At 73.3% G+C, this 17,230-nt stretch carries 14 protein-coding genes; 9 read left to right on the top strand and 5 right to left on the bottom strand.

The window, feature by feature from the left end; genetic code table 11:
- Positions 1-11 precede the first annotated feature (11 nt).
- Together CWOE_RS28300 and ligA are read right to left on the bottom strand one after the other, a co-directional pair.
- Positions 12-875, bottom strand: coding sequence for a hypothetical protein (locus CWOE_RS28300; RefSeq protein WP_012937089.1), 864 nt, complete (start codon positions 873-875; stop codon positions 12-14).
- Position 876: 1 nt separating this feature from the next.
- A complete protein-coding gene (gene ligA, locus CWOE_RS28295; protein ID WP_012937088.1) occupies positions 877-2,889 on the bottom strand; it encodes an NAD-dependent DNA ligase LigA in 2,013 nt (670 codons plus the stop codon).
- Between the two features lie 136 nt (positions 2,890-3,025).
- Between ligA and CWOE_RS28290 the strand changes: the two genes are divergently transcribed.
- The gene (locus tag CWOE_RS28290; protein WP_012937087.1) at positions 3,026-3,940 is read left to right on the top strand and encodes a Cgl0159 family (beta/alpha)8-fold protein; all 915 of its coding nucleotides are present in this window, start codon (positions 3,026-3,028) and stop codon (positions 3,938-3,940) included.
- A 25-nt stretch (positions 3,941-3,965) separates the two neighbouring features.
- Here CWOE_RS28290 and CWOE_RS28285 read toward each other — a convergent pair whose 3' ends face one another.
- Entirely contained in the window at positions 3,966-4,718 is a 753-nt protein-coding gene (locus CWOE_RS28285) for an ABC transporter permease (protein WP_012937086.1), read from the bottom strand.
- Positions 4,715-5,623 carry an ABC transporter ATP-binding protein gene (locus CWOE_RS28280; protein ID WP_012937085.1) on the bottom strand — a complete coding sequence of 303 codons (909 nt, stop codon included), beginning with the start codon at positions 5,621-5,623 and terminating at the stop codon, positions 4,715-4,717. Before CWOE_RS28280 ends, CWOE_RS28285 begins: the two co-directional genes overlap by 4 nt.
- Positions 5,624-5,739: 116 nt before the next feature.
- On the opposite strand from CWOE_RS28280, the gene CWOE_RS28275 reads away from it, so the two are divergent.
- Positions 5,740-6,918 (top strand): sensor histidine kinase, encoded by a 1,179-nt coding sequence (locus tag CWOE_RS28275; protein WP_012937084.1) that lies wholly within the window; start codon positions 5,740-5,742, stop codon positions 6,916-6,918.
- Positions 6,915-7,517: a response regulator transcription factor gene (locus tag CWOE_RS28270; protein WP_012937083.1), complete on the top strand. Its 603-nt coding sequence runs from the start codon at positions 6,915-6,917 to the stop codon at positions 7,515-7,517. The genes CWOE_RS28275 and CWOE_RS28270 overlap by 4 nt, the downstream gene beginning before the upstream one ends.
- A 17-nt stretch (positions 7,518-7,534) precedes the next feature.
- Here CWOE_RS28270 and CWOE_RS28265 read toward each other — a convergent pair whose 3' ends face one another.
- Positions 7,535-8,677: a N(5)-(carboxyethyl)ornithine synthase gene (locus CWOE_RS28265; protein ID WP_012937082.1), complete on the bottom strand. Its 1,143-nt coding sequence runs from the start codon at positions 8,675-8,677 to the stop codon at positions 7,535-7,537.
- Between the two features lie 200 nt (positions 8,678-8,877).
- Here CWOE_RS28265 and CWOE_RS31680 point away from each other — a divergent pair, with 200 nt between their 5' ends.
- From CWOE_RS31680 to CWOE_RS28230, 6 genes are all read left to right on the top strand, one after another.
- A complete protein-coding gene (locus CWOE_RS31680; protein ID WP_012937081.1) occupies positions 8,878-11,280 on the top strand; it encodes an HtaA domain-containing protein in 2,403 nt (800 codons plus the stop codon).
- A 104-nt stretch (positions 11,281-11,384) separates the two neighbouring features.
- On the top strand, positions 11,385-12,200 hold the full coding sequence (locus tag CWOE_RS28250; protein WP_012937080.1) for a sigma factor: 816 nt from the start codon (positions 11,385-11,387) through the stop codon (positions 12,198-12,200).
- A gap of 439 nt (positions 12,201-12,639) precedes the next feature.
- On the top strand, positions 12,640-13,215 hold the full coding sequence (locus tag CWOE_RS28245; RefSeq protein WP_012937079.1) for a PadR family transcriptional regulator: 576 nt from the start codon (positions 12,640-12,642) through the stop codon (positions 13,213-13,215).
- A gap of 2 nt (positions 13,216-13,217) precedes the next feature.
- Positions 13,218-13,946, top strand: coding sequence for an ABC transporter ATP-binding protein (locus CWOE_RS28240; protein ID WP_012937078.1), 729 nt, complete (start codon positions 13,218-13,220; stop codon positions 13,944-13,946).
- Positions 13,946-14,665 (top strand): ABC transporter ATP-binding protein, encoded by a 720-nt coding sequence (locus tag CWOE_RS28235; protein ID WP_012937077.1) that lies wholly within the window; start codon positions 13,946-13,948, stop codon positions 14,663-14,665. The genes CWOE_RS28240 and CWOE_RS28235 overlap by 1 nt, the downstream gene beginning before the upstream one ends.
- Positions 14,662-17,193, top strand: coding sequence for an FtsX-like permease family protein (locus CWOE_RS28230; protein ID WP_012937076.1), 2,532 nt, complete (start codon positions 14,662-14,664; stop codon positions 17,191-17,193). The genes CWOE_RS28235 and CWOE_RS28230 overlap by 4 nt, the downstream gene beginning before the upstream one ends.
- Positions 17,194-17,230: the final 37 nt, after the last annotated feature.

The raw sequence follows: 17,230 nt of genomic DNA, 5'->3' as shown, positions 1-17,230 counted from the left end.
GCGGCCGCCGCTCAGGGCGTCGTGGAGGCGGGCGGAGGCGCCGCGTCGCGGCCCTCCGGCGCGGCCGGCGCCGGCGCCGGCGCCGGCGTCTGCGGTGCCGGGGCGGGCGTGGTCTGCGGCGCGGCCGGCGTGCGCGAGTCGGGCGCCGGCGTCGTCTGGGTCGCGCCAGGCTCCGGGGCGGGCGTCGTCGGTGTCGTCCGCTGCTGCGTCGTCTGCGTCTGCGTCTGCGTGGGCGTCGTCGGAGTCGTCGTCGCGGGTCTGTCGTCGCGCTTCTTGCGGCCGCCGGTGTCGAACAGCGAGCTGGAGCCGCCGCCGCCGGTGATCGGGCTGCCGGTCGTGATGTCGGCGATCACGTAGAAGCCGACGGCGATCGCGAACGCGAGCGCGGCGGTCAGGAGCACGACCCGGATGCGGTCGCGGTTGTAGGTCGAGTAGTCGGTGCGGCGGTACTCGCGCACGACAGGGCCGGCTGCGGCGGCGGCCGCCGAGGGGCCAGCGTGCGCGACCGGCGGCGGCGCGGCGGTCTCGGGCGGCGCGGCCGGGCGCGGCTCGCTCGGCGTCGCGTCGTCCGGCGGCGGCTCGTCCGGCGGTGGCTGCTCCGCCACAACGTCCCCCTCCGCCGCTCCGGGGTCCGCTCCCACGACCCCCTTCAACGGTGCGAGCGCGGCGCTCGGCGAGGGGACCGCCTCGACCGGCTTGCGCAGCAGCTCGGAGACGACGGCGACGATCACCGGCGTGACGGCCGCGCCGATCAGCGTCCCCGGGGCCCACAGCTGCGAGACGACGTAGGCCGCGGAAGCAGACGCGGTGCTCGCGATCACGAGCGTGCGCGGAGAGATGCGGGACTGCTGTCGCTCGCTGTGCGCGCCGCTCATCTCACCGCACGCCGGCCTCCGCCAGCCAGTCCCACGCCTGCTCCTGGTCGACGACCTGGACGCCGAGTCTCGCGGCCTTGTCGGTCTTCGCGGCGCCGACGTTGCTGCCCGCGATCAGCATCGTCGTCGTCGCGCTGACCGACGACACCGACGTCGCGCCGGCTTGCTCCAGCAGCCGCACGACCGCGGGCCGCGCGACCTTCGCGCCGCTGTCGGGATCGGCGAACGCGCCGGTCACGACGACGGTCGCGCCCTTCAGCGGCGTCTCGGCGGCGTCGGCGACCTCGATCGGGCGGTCCTCGTCGCGCACGTCGAGGTCGACGCCGGCGGCGCGCAGCGCACACAGCTCCTCCTGCACCTCGGGCCGCGCGAAGTAGGCAACCATCGAGGCGGCGACCTTCGGGCCGATGTCGCGGATCGCCTCCAGCTCCTCCGCCGTTCTCTCCACGATCTCCTCGATCCGCTCGAAGCCGGCGAGGCAGAGCCGCTTCGCGACGCCCTCGGACGCCATCGGGATCGCCAGCCCGATCAGCGCGCGGCGCAGCCCGACGCCGCGCGAACGGTCGATCGAGGCGACCATCGCGTTCGCCGACACCTCGCCCATCCGCTCGTAGCCGACCAGCTGCTCGACCGTCAGCGCGTAGAAGTCCGACGGCCGCTCCAGCACGCCGTCCTCGGCCAGCTTCTCGATCCACGTGTTGCCGACGCCCTCCATGTCGGAGGCGTGGCGCGAGGACCAGTGGATCAGGCGGCGGACCGCCTGTGCCGGGCACTGGAGGTTCTCGCACCACAGCTCCTCGCCGGTGCCGCGCACGACCAGCTCGGTCCCGCACGACGGGCAGTGCGTCGGCAGCTCGATCTCGACCTCGTCGCCCGTCCGCTGCTCGACCACCGAGCCGGCGATGAACGGGATCACGTCGCCGCGGCGCATGATCCGGACGGTGTCGCCGATGCGGATGTCGCGCTCTCTCACGAGCCGCGGGTTGTGCAGCGAGGCGAACGTGACCGTCGTGCCGCCGACGAAGACGGGGTCGACCTGGGCGCGCGGCACGACGCGGCCGATCTTGCCGACCGGCCACGTGACAGCGCGCAGCACGGTCGTGCGCTCCTCCGCCGGGTACTTCCACGCGAGCGCGCCGCGCGGCGCGCTGCTGGTCGCGCCGGCGGCCTCGAACGCGCGCCTGGAGGCGAGCCGCACGACCGCGCCGTCGATGCCGAAGTCGTACTCGCCGCGGCGCGCAGCGACCTGCTCGATCGCCGCGCGCGCCTGCTCGGCGTCGGCGGCGGGCAGCACGTCCGGGACCTCGAAGCCGAGCGCGACGAGCCGCTCGCTGACGTCGCCGTCAGAGACCTCCGCCTCGTCGAGGTCGAACGCGAAGAAGCGCAGCGTCCTGCCTTCGGCGACGCACGCTTCCGGCGACTTGACGACGAACGTGCCGGCCGCCGCGCTGCGCGGGTTCGTCAACGGTCTGTCGGGGTGCGCGTCGTTGTACGCCCGCCAGATCGAGTCGAGCATCACCGCCTCGCCGCGGACCTCGACGCGGCCGGCGGCGCCGAGCGTGAGCGGCAGCCCGAGCACGACGAGCCGCGCCTTGTCGGTCACGCGCTCGCCGTCGCGGCCGTCGCCGCGCGTCGCGACGTACTCCAGCTCGCCGTCCTGGTAGACGATCGCGATCGAGATCCCGTCGAGCTTCGGCGTGACGCGGAACGCCTGCCCGGGGAAGCGCGCGCAGAAGGCGTCGAGCTGCTCGGCCGTCGTCGCCTTCTCCAGCGACAGCATCGGCCGGCTGTGGCGGATCGTCTGGCCCGGGACCAGCTCCGGCGCCCACGGCCGGTCGAGCGGGTTGTCGTCCAGCACGACCTCGGGACTGGCCGCCAGCAGCGCTCGCAGCTCGTCCTCCAGCGCGTCGTAGTCGGCGTCGACCAGCGCCGGCGCGCCACGTGCGTAGAGGCCGCGGTGGTGGTCGATCTGCGCGGCCAGCGCCCGCGCCTGCTCGTCGGGATCCTGGGTCACAGGAGCACCTTAGAAGGAGATGCCTCCTGAAGCCGCGAGGTCGGTCTCGCGTCGCACGGGTACCATTCCGTGCCGGTACCGCCGGGATACCGCTGCATCATCACGACTCGCCGCCGCACCGACCCGACGGAGACCCATGCCTGCTCCCAGCACCGCCCCGCTGCTCGACGCCCCTGTCGCGATCGACGACCTGACGACCGCGCGCCTGCTGCACCCGGGCGCGATCAAGGCCGCCACCGCGCGCCGCGTGCGGCCGCAGCGGATCGTGCCCGAGAGCGGCCGGCTGCTGATCGTCGCTGCCGACCACCCGGCCCGCGGGGCGCTCGGCGCCGGCGCGCGCGGCGCCGCGATGGCCGACCGCCGCGAGCTGCTGCGCCGCCTGCAGGCGGTCCTCGCCGACCCGCGCGTGGACGGGGTGCTCGGCACGCCCGACGTGCTGGAGGACCTGCTGCTGATGGGCGCGGCCGACGGCAAGCTGCTCGTCGGCTCGATGAATCGCGGCGGGCTCCAGCGCGCCGCGTTCGAGATCGACGACCGCTACACCGCGTTCACGCCCGCGTCGCTCGAGGCGCTCGGCTGCGAGGCCGGCAAGCTGCTGCTGCGGATCGACATGCTCGACCCGGCGACGGCCGACGCGCTGGAGAACTGCGCCGACGCCGTCACCGGCCTCGCCGAGCGCGACCTGATCGCGATGGTCGAGCCGTTCATGTCGCGCCGGGTCGACGGCCACGTCGCGAACGAGCTGACGGCGGAGGCGATGGTGAAGGCGATCTCGATCTCCGCCGGCCTCGGCGCGACCTCCAGCCACACGTGGCTGAAGGTGCCGTGGGTCGAGGGGATCGAGCGCGCGGTGGCGGCGACGACGCTGCCGTGCCTGCTGCTCGGCGGCGAGGTCAGCGACGACCCGGCGCGCACGTACGGGCGCTGGGCGGCCGCGTTCGAGCAGCCGAACGTGCGCGGCCTCGTGCTCGGGCGCTCGCTGCTGTTCCCGCACGACGACGACGTGCCCGCGGCGCTCGACGCCGCCGCCGCGATCGTGGCCGGCGCGTAGGCGCGCGCCGGCGGGGCCGTCGGCGCTACGTCCGCGGCTCCCAGCGGAACGTCCGCTTCGCGAGCTCGCTCAGGACAGCGGTCCAGACGGCCACCATCGCAAGCGCCGCGAGCGGGTCGCCGCCGCCGTTCCAGGCGCAGCGCGCCAGCTCCGCGACGGCGCTGCCGGGGATCGCCAGCATCAGCTGCGTGACATCGTCGGAGGGGACCGAGATCGTCCAGATCGCGCCGCCGAGCGCGAGGAAGAACAGCGGCATCGTCGTCACCTGCGCCATCTCCGCGGTCGAGGTGACGCGCGTCGTCAGCAGCGCGGCGGCGGAGCACAGCAGCGCGCCGCCGAGCACCGCGACGAGCAGCAGCAGCGGCTGCGCGGGGGCCGGCGCGCCGAGCGCGATCACCATCGCGCACAGCAGCAGCGCCTGCACGATCGCGAGCCCGACCATCGGCGCGAGCATCCCGCCGAGGATCGCCAGCTCGGGCAGCTCGCTCGTGCGCAGCCGCTTGAGCACCAGCTCGCGCCGGCGAGCCGCGACGGCAGTGGTCGCCGACGCATAGACGGCGAACAGCAGCATCGTGAGGATCTGCAGCCCGACGACCGCGCCCCAGCCGCCGTCGCCGAACTGCCCGTCGTTCTGCGACAGCGCGAGGCCGAGCAGCAGCGGCAGCAGCAGCGCGGTCGCGGCGACGAGCCGGTTGCGCCACAGCAGCTTCAGCTCGCAGCGGGCGAGCGCGAGCGTCGCGCGCAGCGTCACCCCGTCGATCCCGTCGATGCCGTTCATGCCGCCACCGGCTCGGCGACGGCGACGGCGTCGAAGACGTCGTCGAGCGACCCGTCGCGGGCGCGCAGCCGCTGGAGCCTGAGGTCGTGCGTGTCGGCCCACGCGAGCAGGGTGCGCAGGTCGCGCTGCAGCTCGGGGGTCGTGACGACGATCTCGTCGCCGTGGCGGGTCGCTACGCTGCCGGCGAGCGGCGGGAGCGACGGCGCGCCGGACGGGTGCAGGAACGAGATCGTCGCCGCCATGCCGGCGACCAGCTCCGCCATCGTCCCGCGTGCGGCGATGCGACCGCCGTCGAGGATCGCGATACGGTCGGCCAGCTCCTCCGCCTCCTCCAGGTAATGGGTCGTCAGCAGCACGGCGGTGCCGGCGGCGACGAGCGCGCCGACGACCTCCCACGTGCGCCGGCGCGACTGCGGGTCCAGCCCCGTCGTCGGCTCGTCGAGGAACAGCACCTCGGGCTCGCCGAGGATCGCGAGCGCGAGGTCGAGCCGGCGCCGCTCGCCGCCCGACAGCTGCTTGACCTGCACGTCGCGCCGGTGCGCCAGCTGCAGCCGTTCCAGCACCGCGTCGGGGTCGCCGCCGCGGCTGCGCAGCGCGCGCCAGAGGTCGGCCGTCTCCCACGTCGTCAGCTCGCCGGAGAAGCCGCTCTCCTGCAGCATGATCCCGACCCGCGGCAGCATCTTCAGGCGGTCGCGCACCGGGTCGAGGCCGAGCACGCGGACGTTGCCGGCGTCCGGTCTGCGGTGGCCTTCGATCGTCTCCAGCATCGTCGTCTTGCCGGCGCCGTTGGTGCCCAGCAGCGCGACCAGCTCGCCGCGGGCGACGGTCAGGTCGACGCGGTCGACTGCGACGTGGTCGCCGTAGGCGCAGCGAAGGTCGTGCACTTCGATCGCAAGCTCGTCCATGGGAGGTGATGCTGGCGCGCGGGCGCCGCGCTCGGTAGTGGCCGGCTGTCACCCGTTCCTGTGCGTCTGTCACTCGCGACCGCCCGGGCGTCCCGCCACGGGCTACATTGGCGGCGATGGCCGACGCCTCCCTCACCGACCGGCTCGCCGGCCTGCGGCGGTATACGCGCTGGTCGCTCGCCTCCGTGTCGATCGTCGCGGTGCTCGCGCCCGTCTCGCACCTGTTCTCGCGCGACCTCGACCCGGCGCTCCTGGTCGCCGCCGTCGCCGCGCTTGCGTTCGTCGTGACCGAGGCGACGCGGCTGCTGCTCGGCGGCGTCGAGGGCTTCGAAGGACGTGCGTGGGCGACGCCGCGTGTGATCGCCGCGACGGCCGTCGCGTTCGTGCTGATGGTCGCGCTCGGCTTCACGACGGCGACGATCACGGTCGGCTGGACGCTGCCGTTCGCCGCGGTCGTCTCCGGCGCCGCGCTCGGCTCCGACCGCCGCGCCCGCTACCTCCTGATCGTCGGCGCGACGGTGCTGACCGCCGTCGCCGCGGCGGTCGCCGCTGCGCTCGGCGCGACGACCGACGACGTCGCGCTGACGGTGGCGGTGAGCGCCCTGATGGTCGCGGTCTTCGGCGGGCTGACCGTCACGCAGGTGTGGATCTGGGACGTGGCGCTGCAGGTCGACGCGGCGCGCGCGGCCGAGGCGGAGGTGGCGGTGCTGCGCGAGCGGCTGCGCTTCGCCGCCGACTTGCACGACGTGCAGGGTCACCAGCTGCAGGCGATCGCGATGAAGGCCGAGCTGGCGCGGCGGCTCGTCGGCTCCGACGACGACGCGGCGCGCGCGCACGCCGCCGACGTCCAGCAGCTCGCGCTGACCGCGCTCGCGGAGACGCGCGCGATCGTGCACGGCTACCGCCGCGTGGGGCTGGAGACGGAGCTGTCGAACGCGGTCGCGATCCTGCGCGCGGCCGGCGTCGAGGCGTCGATCGCGGCGGAGCCGGCGCCGGTGCCCGAGGCGCTGGAGCCCCTGTTCGGCTCGCTCGTGCGCGAGGGCGCGACGAACCTGCTGCGGCACACGCGCGCGGAGCGCTGCGAGATCGCGATCGTGCGCGACGGCGCCGACGTCGTCGTGCGGATGGACGACGACGGCGTCGCGCTCGCCGCCGCCGCGACCGCGGCCGGGCGCGCCGGCGGCGGCGCCGGCCTCGACGGGCTGCGCGAGCGCTTCGCGGCGGCTGGCGGCCGGCTCGACGCGCGGCCGCGCGAGCCGCGCGGGTTCTCGCTGACGGGCCGGGCGCCGGCATGATCCGCCTGCTGCTCGCCGACGACGAGGACCTGATCCGCGAGGCGCTCGCGACGCTGCTGGAGCTGGAGCCCGACCTCGTCGTCGTCGCCCAGGCCGGCGACGGCGAGCGCGCGGTCGCGCTCGCGGCCGAGCATGCGCCGGACCTCGTCGTGCTCGACCTCGAGATGCCGGTCTTCGACGGCGTCGAGGCGGCGCGGCGGATCCTCTCGCGCCGCCAGGTGCCGGTCGTGCTGCTGACGCGTCACGCGCGCCCGGGCGTGCTGCGCCGCGCGCTCGCCAGCGGCGTGCGCGGCTTCGTGCCGAAGACGACGCCGGCCGACCGGCTCGCGCGGATCCTCCGCGACGTCCACGCCGGCGGCCGCTACGTCGACTCCGAGATCGCCGCGACCGCGCTGACCGAGGACGCCTGCCCGCTGACCGAGCGCGAGCTGGAGGTGCTGCGGCTCGTGCGCGAGGGACTGAGCGCGGGCGCGATCGCCGACGCCGCCCACCTCGCGCCGGGCACGGTCCGCAACTACCTCTCCAGCGCGATGGCGAAGCTCGCCGCGCCGACCCGCGTCGAGGCGGCGCGGATCGCGTGGGAGGAGGGCTGGATCTAGCGCTTGCTCGGGCTTGCTCAGGCCGCTGGGTACGGGTAGTCCGGCGCGCGCTGCTGGAACGAGAGGATGCGCGGGTTCAGGACGCGGCCGTCGCGGATCTCGATCGCGCGGCGGATCGTCTCGTTCGCGTCCCACGCGGGCGGTCCGGCCATCACGACCGGCAGGTACCGCAGCAGCGCCTCGCTGTTCTCCCACGTCGCGGAGTTCCACAGGAACGAGGGGCTGTGGTCGACGGCGTAGTAGCGGACGCCGTCGCCGACGGTGAAGATCGGGTCGGCGAACGACGTCGGCCGCGCCCACTCGAAGCCCATGCCCTCGTCGCAGGAGACGTCGACGACCAGCGTGCCCGACGGGAACAGCCCGAGGTCCTCGTCCATCACGAACATCAGCGGCTCGTCGGTGTCCTGCAGGATGCAGTTGACGACGACGTCGTAGCCGGCCAGCACCTCGGCGAGCGGGCCGGGCTCCGGCGCCTTCAGCGCGAGCGTGCGGCTGGGGTTGGCGGGGTCGCGCTCGAAGTGCTGCATCCGCACCGAGGCGAACGGCGAGGCGACGGCGGCAACGCTGCGCTGCGTCATCACCGTCACGTCGCTGATCCCGAGCGCCGAGAGCGCCCGCACCGCGCCGCGCGCGGTCGCGCCGAAGCTGATCACCGCGGCGCGCAGCCGGCGGCCGTAGTCGCCGGTCGTCCCGAGCAGCTGGAGCGCGTGGAGGACCGAGCAGTAGCCGGCCAGCTCGTTGTTCTTGTGGAAGACGTGGACGTCGAAGTGGCCGCTCGCGGTCCAGTGGTTCATCGCCTCCCACGCGATCAGCGTCAGCTCGCGGTCGATCGCGAGCTGCGTCATATGCCGGTCCTGCACGCAGTGCGGCCAGCCCCACACGACCTGGCCTGCGCGCAGCGTCTCGAGGTCCTCGGCGAGCGGCTTGGGCAGCAGCAGCACGTCGCACTCGGCGAACAGCTGCTCGCGCTCGCGCAGTCCGGCGACGAGCGGGGCGAGCCGATCGTCGGGGAAGCCGAAGCGCTCGCCGTAGCCGCGCTCCAGGAAGAGGTGCGCGCGCACGTCGGCGTCGATCCGCTCGACGTGCGCGGGATGGATCGCGAGCCGAAGCTCGTCCTGCTTGCGCGAAGTTGCGACCGCGCCGATGCTCAGTTGATCCATCGGACGAGTCTACGGTCGGGTCGCGGGTCGTCGGTCGTCCTGCCTTGTGGTCGTCCTGCGACATCAAGCCAGGACGACCTCGCCCGACGGCGGCGGTCTGATAGCTTCCGTCACGAGTTAGGGTCGCCTAACGAAATCTGAACGAGACCTCGTCGCCGCGTGAGCCCCCACCGCTGCGCAGCGGGGCCGGAGGCATGCCGATGACGAGCCGCACCAGCCGCTCGCGACGACCCCTGCTCGTCGCGTTCCTCTCGATCCTGCTCGCGGGTCTGGCCGCGTCCGCGGCCCGCGCCACGGATCCGCCACCCGAGCCGATCACGGCCGGCACGGTCGAATGGGGCGTCAAGGAGAGCTTCCGTACCTATGTCGTCGGCGGGATCGCGAGAGGGTCGATCACGCTCGACGGCGGCGTCAGCAGGACGCCCGCGGGCACGTTCTCGTTCCCCGTCAACGGCGGCGTCTTCGACCCGGGGATCAACGGCACGGTTGCGAACACGGCCGGCAACGTCCGCATGACCGGCCACGGTGGCACGCTCGACATGCGCATCTCCGACCTCCGGGTAGAGCTGCTGCCCGAGGGCGCGGTCCTGCGCGCCGACGTGCGCAGCGCGCAGAGAGACGGCGGAGAGCCGATCGACACCCCCGACGTCGTCCTTGCGGACCTGGACATCTCCGCCGTCTCTCCCGTCACGGCGGGCGGCGTCACGACGTGGAGCAGAATCCCGGCGACGCTGACGCGCGCGGGAGCGCCTGCATTCGGCGGCTTCTACCGGATGGGCGAGTCGCTCGATCCGGTGACGTTCAGCTACGAAGGCAACGGCGGCAAGCCGGTGCCGGAGAACTTCACCGCGCCCGCGACGAACTTCTTCGCGCGGACCGACTCCGACACGCCCGGCAAGGGCAACGTCTTCCATGACGTCACCCGCGGGCTGGTGCACAAGGCCGGCTCCGACGCTGTCAACGCGGTCGACGCCGTGACCCTGGAGACGCGAGGCACACCGCTCGCCCACGGCCTCGTCGACGACGACCAGATCGTCGCGACGGCCTTCGACGCCGACGCCGGCCGCATCTTCGCCTCCCACCGCAACGGCAGAGCGTCGGTGTACACGTGGACAGGCGACACGTACACGCACGAGGCGCTGCCGGGCACCCACGGGGTTGGGCTGGTTGCGCTCGCCGGCGGCAAGGCCTACTTCGCCGCCGAGGACCAGGGGACGAACCCGGTTGTGACCGTCGTCTCCGGCGGTCCCGGAGCGTGGACCGCCAGCACCTACCCGGAGGTCGACACCGGCGGTCTTCCGTTCAGAGCCCTCGCAGCGCTGCCGGACGGCAGACTCGTCGCGACCGTGCGATACCGCGTCGCGGGAGGCGCGGTCCCGCAGGCGGCCCTGCTGCTGACGGACACCGGCAGCGGGTTCACAGCGACCGCGATCGAAGGGACGGCGCTGCCGAGAGCCCAGCCGGGGGAGACCATCACACTCGGCTATGACGGGATCCAGCCCGGCCCCAACGGATCGCTGCTGCTGTCCGAGACTCCCCTCAGAGGGCCGATGCGCGTGCAGCGGCTCAGATTCGACGGCTCCGGCGCGACGGTCGACGGTCCTCCGCTCGTGCTCGAGAGAACGCAGGACTGGACGGTCAATCAGTACACGGGGAGACTCGTCCTTGTGTTCGGGACGTCGAACGTCCCCGAGGCGCGGATCGATGTGCTCGAGCCGGACGGCGAGCTGTTCGCGAGCTTCCGAGGACTGCAGGTGGCGTGGATCGCCGCCGCAGCAGACGACACGCTCTACGTCGCCGACAACGGGGACGCGCAGCTGACGGTGAAGCTGCAGCTCGCCGGTGTCTCGCCGACCGTCACCGGCGAGCCGCAGGACGCGGCGGTCGAGCTGCCCGGCGCGGGCGCGACGGGGACGGCGACGTTCACGGCCGCGGCCGACGCGACGCCCGCGGCGACGGTGCAGTGGCAGCGGCGGCCGCTCGGCGTGACGCGCTGGAGCGACGTCGCCGGTGCGACCGCGACGACGCTGTCGGTCGACGCTGCGCAGGCGGACAACGGGACCCGCTACCGGGCCGTGTTCGAAAACGGCGGCGGGCGGATCGGGACGAGACCGGCGACGCTGACGGTGACCGCCGCGCCGCCGAGACCGCCGGTCGATCAGCCGAGAACACCGGCGGATCAGCCGAGAACGCCAGCGAGAGAGTCGCCGAGAACGCCGATCGGCAAGGACGCGGTCGCCAAGCGGCTGCCACGCGGCACGATCACGGTCCCGCGTGGGACCCGCAGCGCGAGCCGCGGCGGCGTCGTGCAGGTCGCGACGATCAGCTGCCCGCGCGGCGCGGCGTGCCGCGTCGCGGTCCCCAAGCAGGTCCGCGTCCGCATCGGCGGGCGCAGCTTCCAGGCGCGCGTGCTGGCCCCGGCGCGCGTCGCCTCCGGCAGACGCGCGGCGGTGCGCGTGAAGCTCCCGCGCGCCGCGGCGAGACGCCTCGCCGGCCGCTCGGCGACGGTGGCAGTGAACGTCACCGTCAGCGCGGACGGCTGGAAGGCGCTGACGCGGACCGCGACGGTTCGTGTGCGCGCCGCCGCTGTCGCACGACGCTGAGCCCGCTGACCGAGTCGGCCCGCTCCTGCGGGCGCCGCCGCCCGGCGGCGCCCGCAGGAGCGGGGTGTCTGTCACAGCGCTGCGGGGCACCCCGTCAAGCAGGCATGAGCCCGTCACCCGGTCCACGAAACCGCCGCCGCGTGCCGCCGCGCACCGACCATCTCGACCTCGACGCGCTCGGTCGCCGCGGGTTCGCGATCGCCTACCGGATGCTCGGCAGCGTGACCGAGGCCGAGGACGTCGTGCAGGAGGCGCTCCTGCGCCTCTCGCGCACCGACGGGATCGACGAGCCGGCGGCGTGGATCACGACGGTCGTCACGCGGCTCTCGATCGACTACCTGCGGCTCGCTCGCGTTCGGCGCGAGACGTACGTGGGGCCGTGGCTGCCCGAGCCGCTGATCGAGGAGACCGCTCCGGGGCCCGCGCTACGGGCGGAGCTGTCGGACTCGCTGTCGCAGGCGTTCCTCGTCGTGCTGGAGCAGGCCAACTGCCGCCAGCTCGTCGTGCGCGCCAAGCGGCACCTGGCGGCGCAGCGCCCGCGCTTCGACGCCGACGCCGCCAAGCGCGACGAGCTGCTGGAGCGCTTCCTCGCGGCCGCCGCCGACGGCGACCTCGGCGCACTGGAGGAGCTGCTGTCCGAGGACGCCGTCCTCTACGGCGACGGCGGCGGGAAGGCACAGGCCGCGACCGAGCCGGTCGTCGGCGGCGCCGAGGTCGCGCGGTTCGTCGTCGACATCGGTCGCAGACGCGACGCGATCGGCGCGTTCGAGCTGCAGCTGGTCAGCGTCAACGGCCAGCCCGGACGCATCCTGCGCAGACCGGACGGCGAGGTCTGGGACGTGCTGTCGATCGACGTCCTCGACGGCCGCATCCAGGCGATCCGCATCGTCCGCAACCCGGACAAGCTCGCGCACCTCTGAGCGCGCTGGGGCGCCGATCCGGGTGAGGAGAAGCCGGAACGAGCGAGTTAAAGGTTCAGCACTAAAAGTTAGGGACTAGGCGAGGCTCAGAACCGCGCATATGGTGCGGCGGTCGATGATCGAGACGATCTCGCCATCGCCCCAAACCCAGCCAGCGCGATCGACGGCGTCTGACTGCGACGGCCCGCCGCGAGCTTCCCCCGCTCGGAACCGACGAGCCGCGCACCGCCGGCGAGCGGCTGGGACGGCCGCGGCCCCGGCGTCACCAGATCCCCCTCTCGGTGGCCGCCGGGGTCGCGGTCGCCGCGGTGAGTTTCCATGAAGAGACGACGAGTCACCTCCAGCTGCCCGTCACCATTCGCCGTAGTGAGGTGACACAGCACTCCTATCGCTGGTGTAGGTTTGCTCTCACTGGGCGATACGGGGAGCGGACGAGGGGATGTCGGTCAAGCAGGCGGTGCTGGGGCTGGTGATCGAGCGACCGGGCTACGGCTATGAGCTGGTCCAGCGCTTCGAGGAACGGATAGGAGGCTGGCGGCCGTCGCAGACGGCGGTCTATCCCGCACTGTTGAGACTCCACGCCTCAGGCGCCGTGCAGAAGCGCGTCGAGTCCTCCTCGCACCGGAACGTGACGTGGTACGAGGCGACAGATCACGGGCGCGAGGAGTTCAGGTCGTGGATGTGCACGCCGCCGGTGCTGATGCCGATGCGCGACGACATGTACATCAAGATCGCGTTCGCGTGCCCGGAGGACCTCGAGCTGCTGATCGCCCAGACGCGCGAGCAGGAGCAGCTCTGTCTCGACCGGATCGACCGGCTGACCGGCGCCGGAGTGGGCGCCGAGGTGCTGATGCACGCTGACGTCGAGTGGCGCGCGATCGGGCAGGCCTGGCTGCTGCGGACCGAGCTGTCGCAGCTGGCGACGACGATCGAGTCGCTGCAGGAGGCTCGCAAGCTGATGAAGGACGCCGTCCGCCGCGAGCGCGACGCGGACGATCGGGGACGGCGGGGCTGAGGATGCCGCTGCTGTCGCTCGACGGTGTCTGCCGCACGTACTGGCGAGGACGGCACGAGATCGTCGCCCTCGACCGGGTGTCGTTCGAGCTCGAGCAGGGCGAGTTCGCGGCGATATTCGGCCAGCGCGCCGCCGGCAAGTCGACGCTGCTGCGGATCGCCGCAGGCTTGGAGGCTCCCGACAGCGGGACGGTCGCGCTGTCCGGCCGCGAGCTGTTCCCGGGCGGCCGCCGGCCACGGCTGGGCGGGCTGCCACGCGGGATCGGATGGATGCAGCGGTCCGAGCCGCTGATCGCGTCGATGACGATGCTCGACTACGTCGGGATGCCGCTGCTGGAGGAGGTGTCGCACCGGGAGGCCCAGCAGCGCGCCGCGCGAGCGCTGGACCGCATGGCGGTCGGGCACCTGGCGGATGCGGCGTGGGGCGGGATGTCGGACGCCGAGCGGATGCTGACGATGCTCGCTCGCGCGGTCGTGCGCGAGCCGGTGCTGCTGCTCGCCGACGACCCGACCGCCGGCCTGGACACGCGCGAGCGGGAGGTCGTCCTCGGGCTGCTTCGCAGAGTGACGGAGACGAGCGGGGTGACGGCGCTCATCACCGTGCCCGACGTGCCCGACCTGCTGCGCTCCCATCGCGTCATGTCGCTCAGCGCGGGTGAGCTGATGCAGCCGACCCGGCACGACCGGGGTGCGGTGATCGACTTCCCGCGCAGTCGCAACGAGTCGGCGTAGTGCTCGAAGTCCACAACCTCGTCAAGCACTACGCGTCTCCCGGCGGCGAGTCCGTGCAGGCCGTCGACGGCGTCTCGCTCACGGTCCGGCCGGGGGAGCTCGTCGCCCTGTACGGGCCGAGTGGATCGGGGAAGACGACGCTGCTCAAGATCGTCGCGGCGGTGCTGGAGCCGGATCGCGGCGAGGTGCTCGTCAACGGCCGCTCGGTCACGGGCCTGAGCGACCGCGAGGCGACCGCGTACCGTCTCGCCGACCTCGGCCTGGTGCTGCAGACGTCCCACATGATCGCGGGCCTCACCGCGATCGAGAACGCGTCGCTGAAGCTGATCGCCAGCGGCGTCTCGCGCCGCGACGCCGAGCGGCAGCTGACGCCGCTGCTGGAGCGTCTCGGCCTCGACGGCCGCGCGGAGCACCGTGCCAACGATCTTTCGATGGGCGAGCGTCAACGGCTCGCGCTCGCGAAGTCGCTCTCCAACGACCCGTCGCTCTTGCTCGCCGACGAGCCGACCGGCAACCTCGACACCGCTCGCGGCCGCGACGTCCTCGCCTTCCTGCGGGAGTACAGCCGGGAGCACAGGACGGCGATCCTGATCGCGACCCATGACCCGCAGGCCGTCAGCTACGCCGATCACGCCCACACGCTGCGCGACGGCCGCCTCACCGAGTTCTGCGCCGAGGTCGACGCGCAGCTGGGCGAGGTGACGGTGCACCAGCCGTGAGTGCGCGCAACCTGCTGTGGTTCTACTGGCGCCGCGTACGCGTTCGGCGCGTGCAGGAGCTGTTCGCGCTCGTCGGCATCGCCGCTGGCGTCGCGCTGCTGTTCGCCGTCCAGGTCTCCAACCAGAGCCTCGGCGCATCGGTCACGAGGCTGACCGACGGCCTCGTCGGAAGAGCCCAGTACCAGCTCAAGGCGCGCGACCCGCACGGCTTCGACGAGTCGCTGATCCGGCAGGTCCAGCAGATCGACGGCGTCGCGGCCGCCGCTCCCGTGCTCGAGGTCCAGGCCAACGCGGCACGCGACGGCCGCGAACGGTCGGTCACGCTGCTCGCCTCCGATCCACGGCTCGCCGAGCTCGGCGGCTCGCTTGTGCGCGGCTACACCGACGAGCGGCTCGCCGACCTGGAGGCGGTCGTCCTGCCGACCGAGCTGGCGAGTGCGCTCGGCGCCGAGTTCGGCTCGACGGTCACCGTGCAGGCGGGCGGGCGGTCGGTGCGGGCGCCGGTGGCGAGCGTCGTCGGAGCGAACCAGCTGGGCGCGCTGGCCGACAGCCCGATCGTCATCACGTCGCTGCGCTACGCGCAGCAGCTCACGGGGATGAAGGGCCGCGTGACGCGACTGTACGTCGCCGCCGAGCCAGGTCGCACGGCGCAGGTGCGAGCAGGGCTCGAGCGGGTTGCCGGCGACGGCATCGACGTACGCTCGACCGACCTCGACGGGCGGGTGTTCGCGATGCTGGCGATGCCAAACGACAGCTCGACCGCGCTCTTCGCCGGCATCAGCGCGCTCGTCGGCTTCCTCTTCGCCTTCAACGCGATGCTCGTGATGGCGAGAGAGCGCCGCGGCCTGATCGCCGAGATGCGCATGTCCGGGTTCCGCGCCCGGACGGTGGCGCAGGTCGTCGTGTTCGACGCGTTCGTGCTCGGAACGCTCGCGTCGGCGCTCGGGATCGTCGTCGGGGACCTGCTGTCGCGCTCGGTCTTCGAGCCCGACCCGGGCTATCTCGCGATCGCCTTCCCCGTCGGCACCGGGCGCGTCGTGGAGCCGTCGACGGTCGTGCTCGCGTTCGGCTGCGGGGTGCTCGCCGCGATCACCGCCGCGCTGGTGCCGCTGATCGGCACCTACCGCTCGCGCACGCCGATGGACATGGTCGAAGACGACGGCCTCGATCGCACGCGGCGCTCGCTGACGCCGCGGTGGCCGCTGCTGGCGGGCGGCATCGCCTGCCTCGGCGTCACGACGCTCGTGCTCGTGCTCGCGCCGGAGGCCGCGATCGTCGGCATGGCGACGCTCGTCGTCGCGATGCTGCTCTGCCTGCCGCCGCTGCTCGCCGCGGCGGTCGCGCTCGTCAACCGCTTCCAGCGGCGCGTGACGAGCGTCGTGCCGACGATCGCGACCGGCGAGCTGATCGCCACGAGCACACGGTCGGTCGCGATCGCCGCGATCGCCGCGATCGCCGTCTTCGGGACGACGGCGATCGAGGGCGCGCGCGTCGATCTCCAACGCGGTCTCGACCCCAACGCGCGCGAGCTGAGCGAGGTGACCGACGTGTGGGTCTCCGCGCGCGGCGAGGCGAATCTGCTCGCGACTTCGCCGTTCGCCGCCGCCGAGACGGTCGCGACGATCGCCCGTCAGCCGCAGGTCGCGTCGGTCCACGTCTATCGCGGATCGTTCCTCGACACCGGCGAACGGCGGATGTGGGTGATCGCGCCGCCGCGCGACAGCCGTTCGCCGATCCCTCCCAGCCAGATCGTCGAGGGTGATCGGCGCGAGGCGGTCGCACGGCTGCGCGCCGGCGGCTGGGCCGTCGCGTCGGAGGCGATCGCCAGACAGCTGGGCCTGAGAATCGGGGAGCCGTTCCGGCTCGACGCGCCGAATCCCACCACGCTTCGGCTCGCCGCCGTCACCACCAACTTCGGCTGGTCGCCCGGCGCGTTGGTCCTCAACGCCGACGACTACCGCTCGTCATGGGGGAGCGGCGACGCGAGCGCGCTCCAGGTCAGACTGACTCCCGGCACGTCGGCCGAGGCGGGGGCGCGTGCCGTCGAGGCGGCGCTCGGCGGCGACGCGCCCTTCGCGGTCCAGACGGCGAGCGAGCGCGAGCAGGGCTTCCGCACGACGACCCGCGCCGGCCTGTCGCGGCTCCAACAGATCGCCACCCTCCTGATCGCCGCCGCCGCGCTCGCGATCGCCGCCGCGACGGCCGCGATGATCTGGCAGCGGCGACGGCGCCTCGCCGACCTCAAGCTCACCGGCATCGGCGCGCGCAGCCTGTGGAAGGCGCTCGTGCTCGAGAGTGCCCTGCTGCTGACGGTCGGCTCGACCGTCGGCGCGGTCTTCGGCCTCTACGGTCAGCAGCTGCTCGACCGCGCACTCAACGCAGTCACCGGCTTCCCGGTCGCACACACGGTCGGTCTCACTGGTGCGTTCGCCAGCCTCGGACTCGTCACCGTGATCGCATTGACGATCGCGGCAGTTCCCGGCTGGTGGGCGGCACGGGTGCCGGCCAGCGCAGCGTTCGACAACTGACACGCAACACCGCCGAGCGGTGGTGAGCATCCTTGCC

Origin of the sequence: Conexibacter woesei DSM 14684 (assembly GCF_000025265.1) — a bacterium.
Classification (GTDB): Bacteria; Actinomycetota; Thermoleophilia; order Solirubrobacterales; family Solirubrobacteraceae; genus Conexibacter; species Conexibacter woesei.
This window is presented reverse-complemented; position numbering and strand designations above follow the sequence as displayed.

Bases quoted from the DNA above. Each gene is read 5' to 3' on its own strand.
- CWOE_RS28270 (WP_012937083.1), top strand. From the start codon at position 6,915: ATGATCCGCCTGCTGCTCGCCGACGACGAGGACCTGATCCGCGAGGCG.
- CWOE_RS28275 (WP_012937084.1), top strand. From the start codon at position 5,740: ATGGCCGACGCCTCCCTCACCGACCGGCTCGCCGGCCTGCGGCGGTAT.
- CWOE_RS28290 (WP_012937087.1), top strand. From the start codon at position 3,026: ATGCCTGCTCCCAGCACCGCCCCGCTGCTCGACGCCCCTGTCGCGATC.
- CWOE_RS31680 (WP_012937081.1), top strand. From the start codon at position 8,878: ATGACGAGCCGCACCAGCCGCTCGCGACGACCCCTGCTCGTCGCGTTC.
- CWOE_RS28245 (WP_012937079.1), top strand. From the start codon at position 12,640: ATGTCGGTCAAGCAGGCGGTGCTGGGGCTGGTGATCGAGCGACCGGGC.
- CWOE_RS28265 (WP_012937082.1), bottom strand. From the start codon at position 8,677: ATGGATCAACTGAGCATCGGCGCGGTCGCAACTTCGCGCAAGCAGGAC.
- CWOE_RS28285 (WP_012937086.1), bottom strand. From the start codon at position 4,718: ATGAACGGCATCGACGGGATCGACGGGGTGACGCTGCGCGCGACGCTC.
- CWOE_RS28250 (WP_012937080.1), top strand. From the start codon at position 11,385: ATGAGCCCGTCACCCGGTCCACGAAACCGCCGCCGCGTGCCGCCGCGC.
- CWOE_RS28300 (WP_012937089.1), bottom strand. From the start codon at position 875: ATGAGCGGCGCGCACAGCGAGCGACAGCAGTCCCGCATCTCTCCGCGC.
- CWOE_RS28240 (WP_012937078.1), top strand. From the start codon at position 13,218: ATGCCGCTGCTGTCGCTCGACGGTGTCTGCCGCACGTACTGGCGAGGA.
- CWOE_RS28280 (WP_012937085.1), bottom strand. From the start codon at position 5,623: ATGGACGAGCTTGCGATCGAAGTGCACGACCTTCGCTGCGCCTACGGC.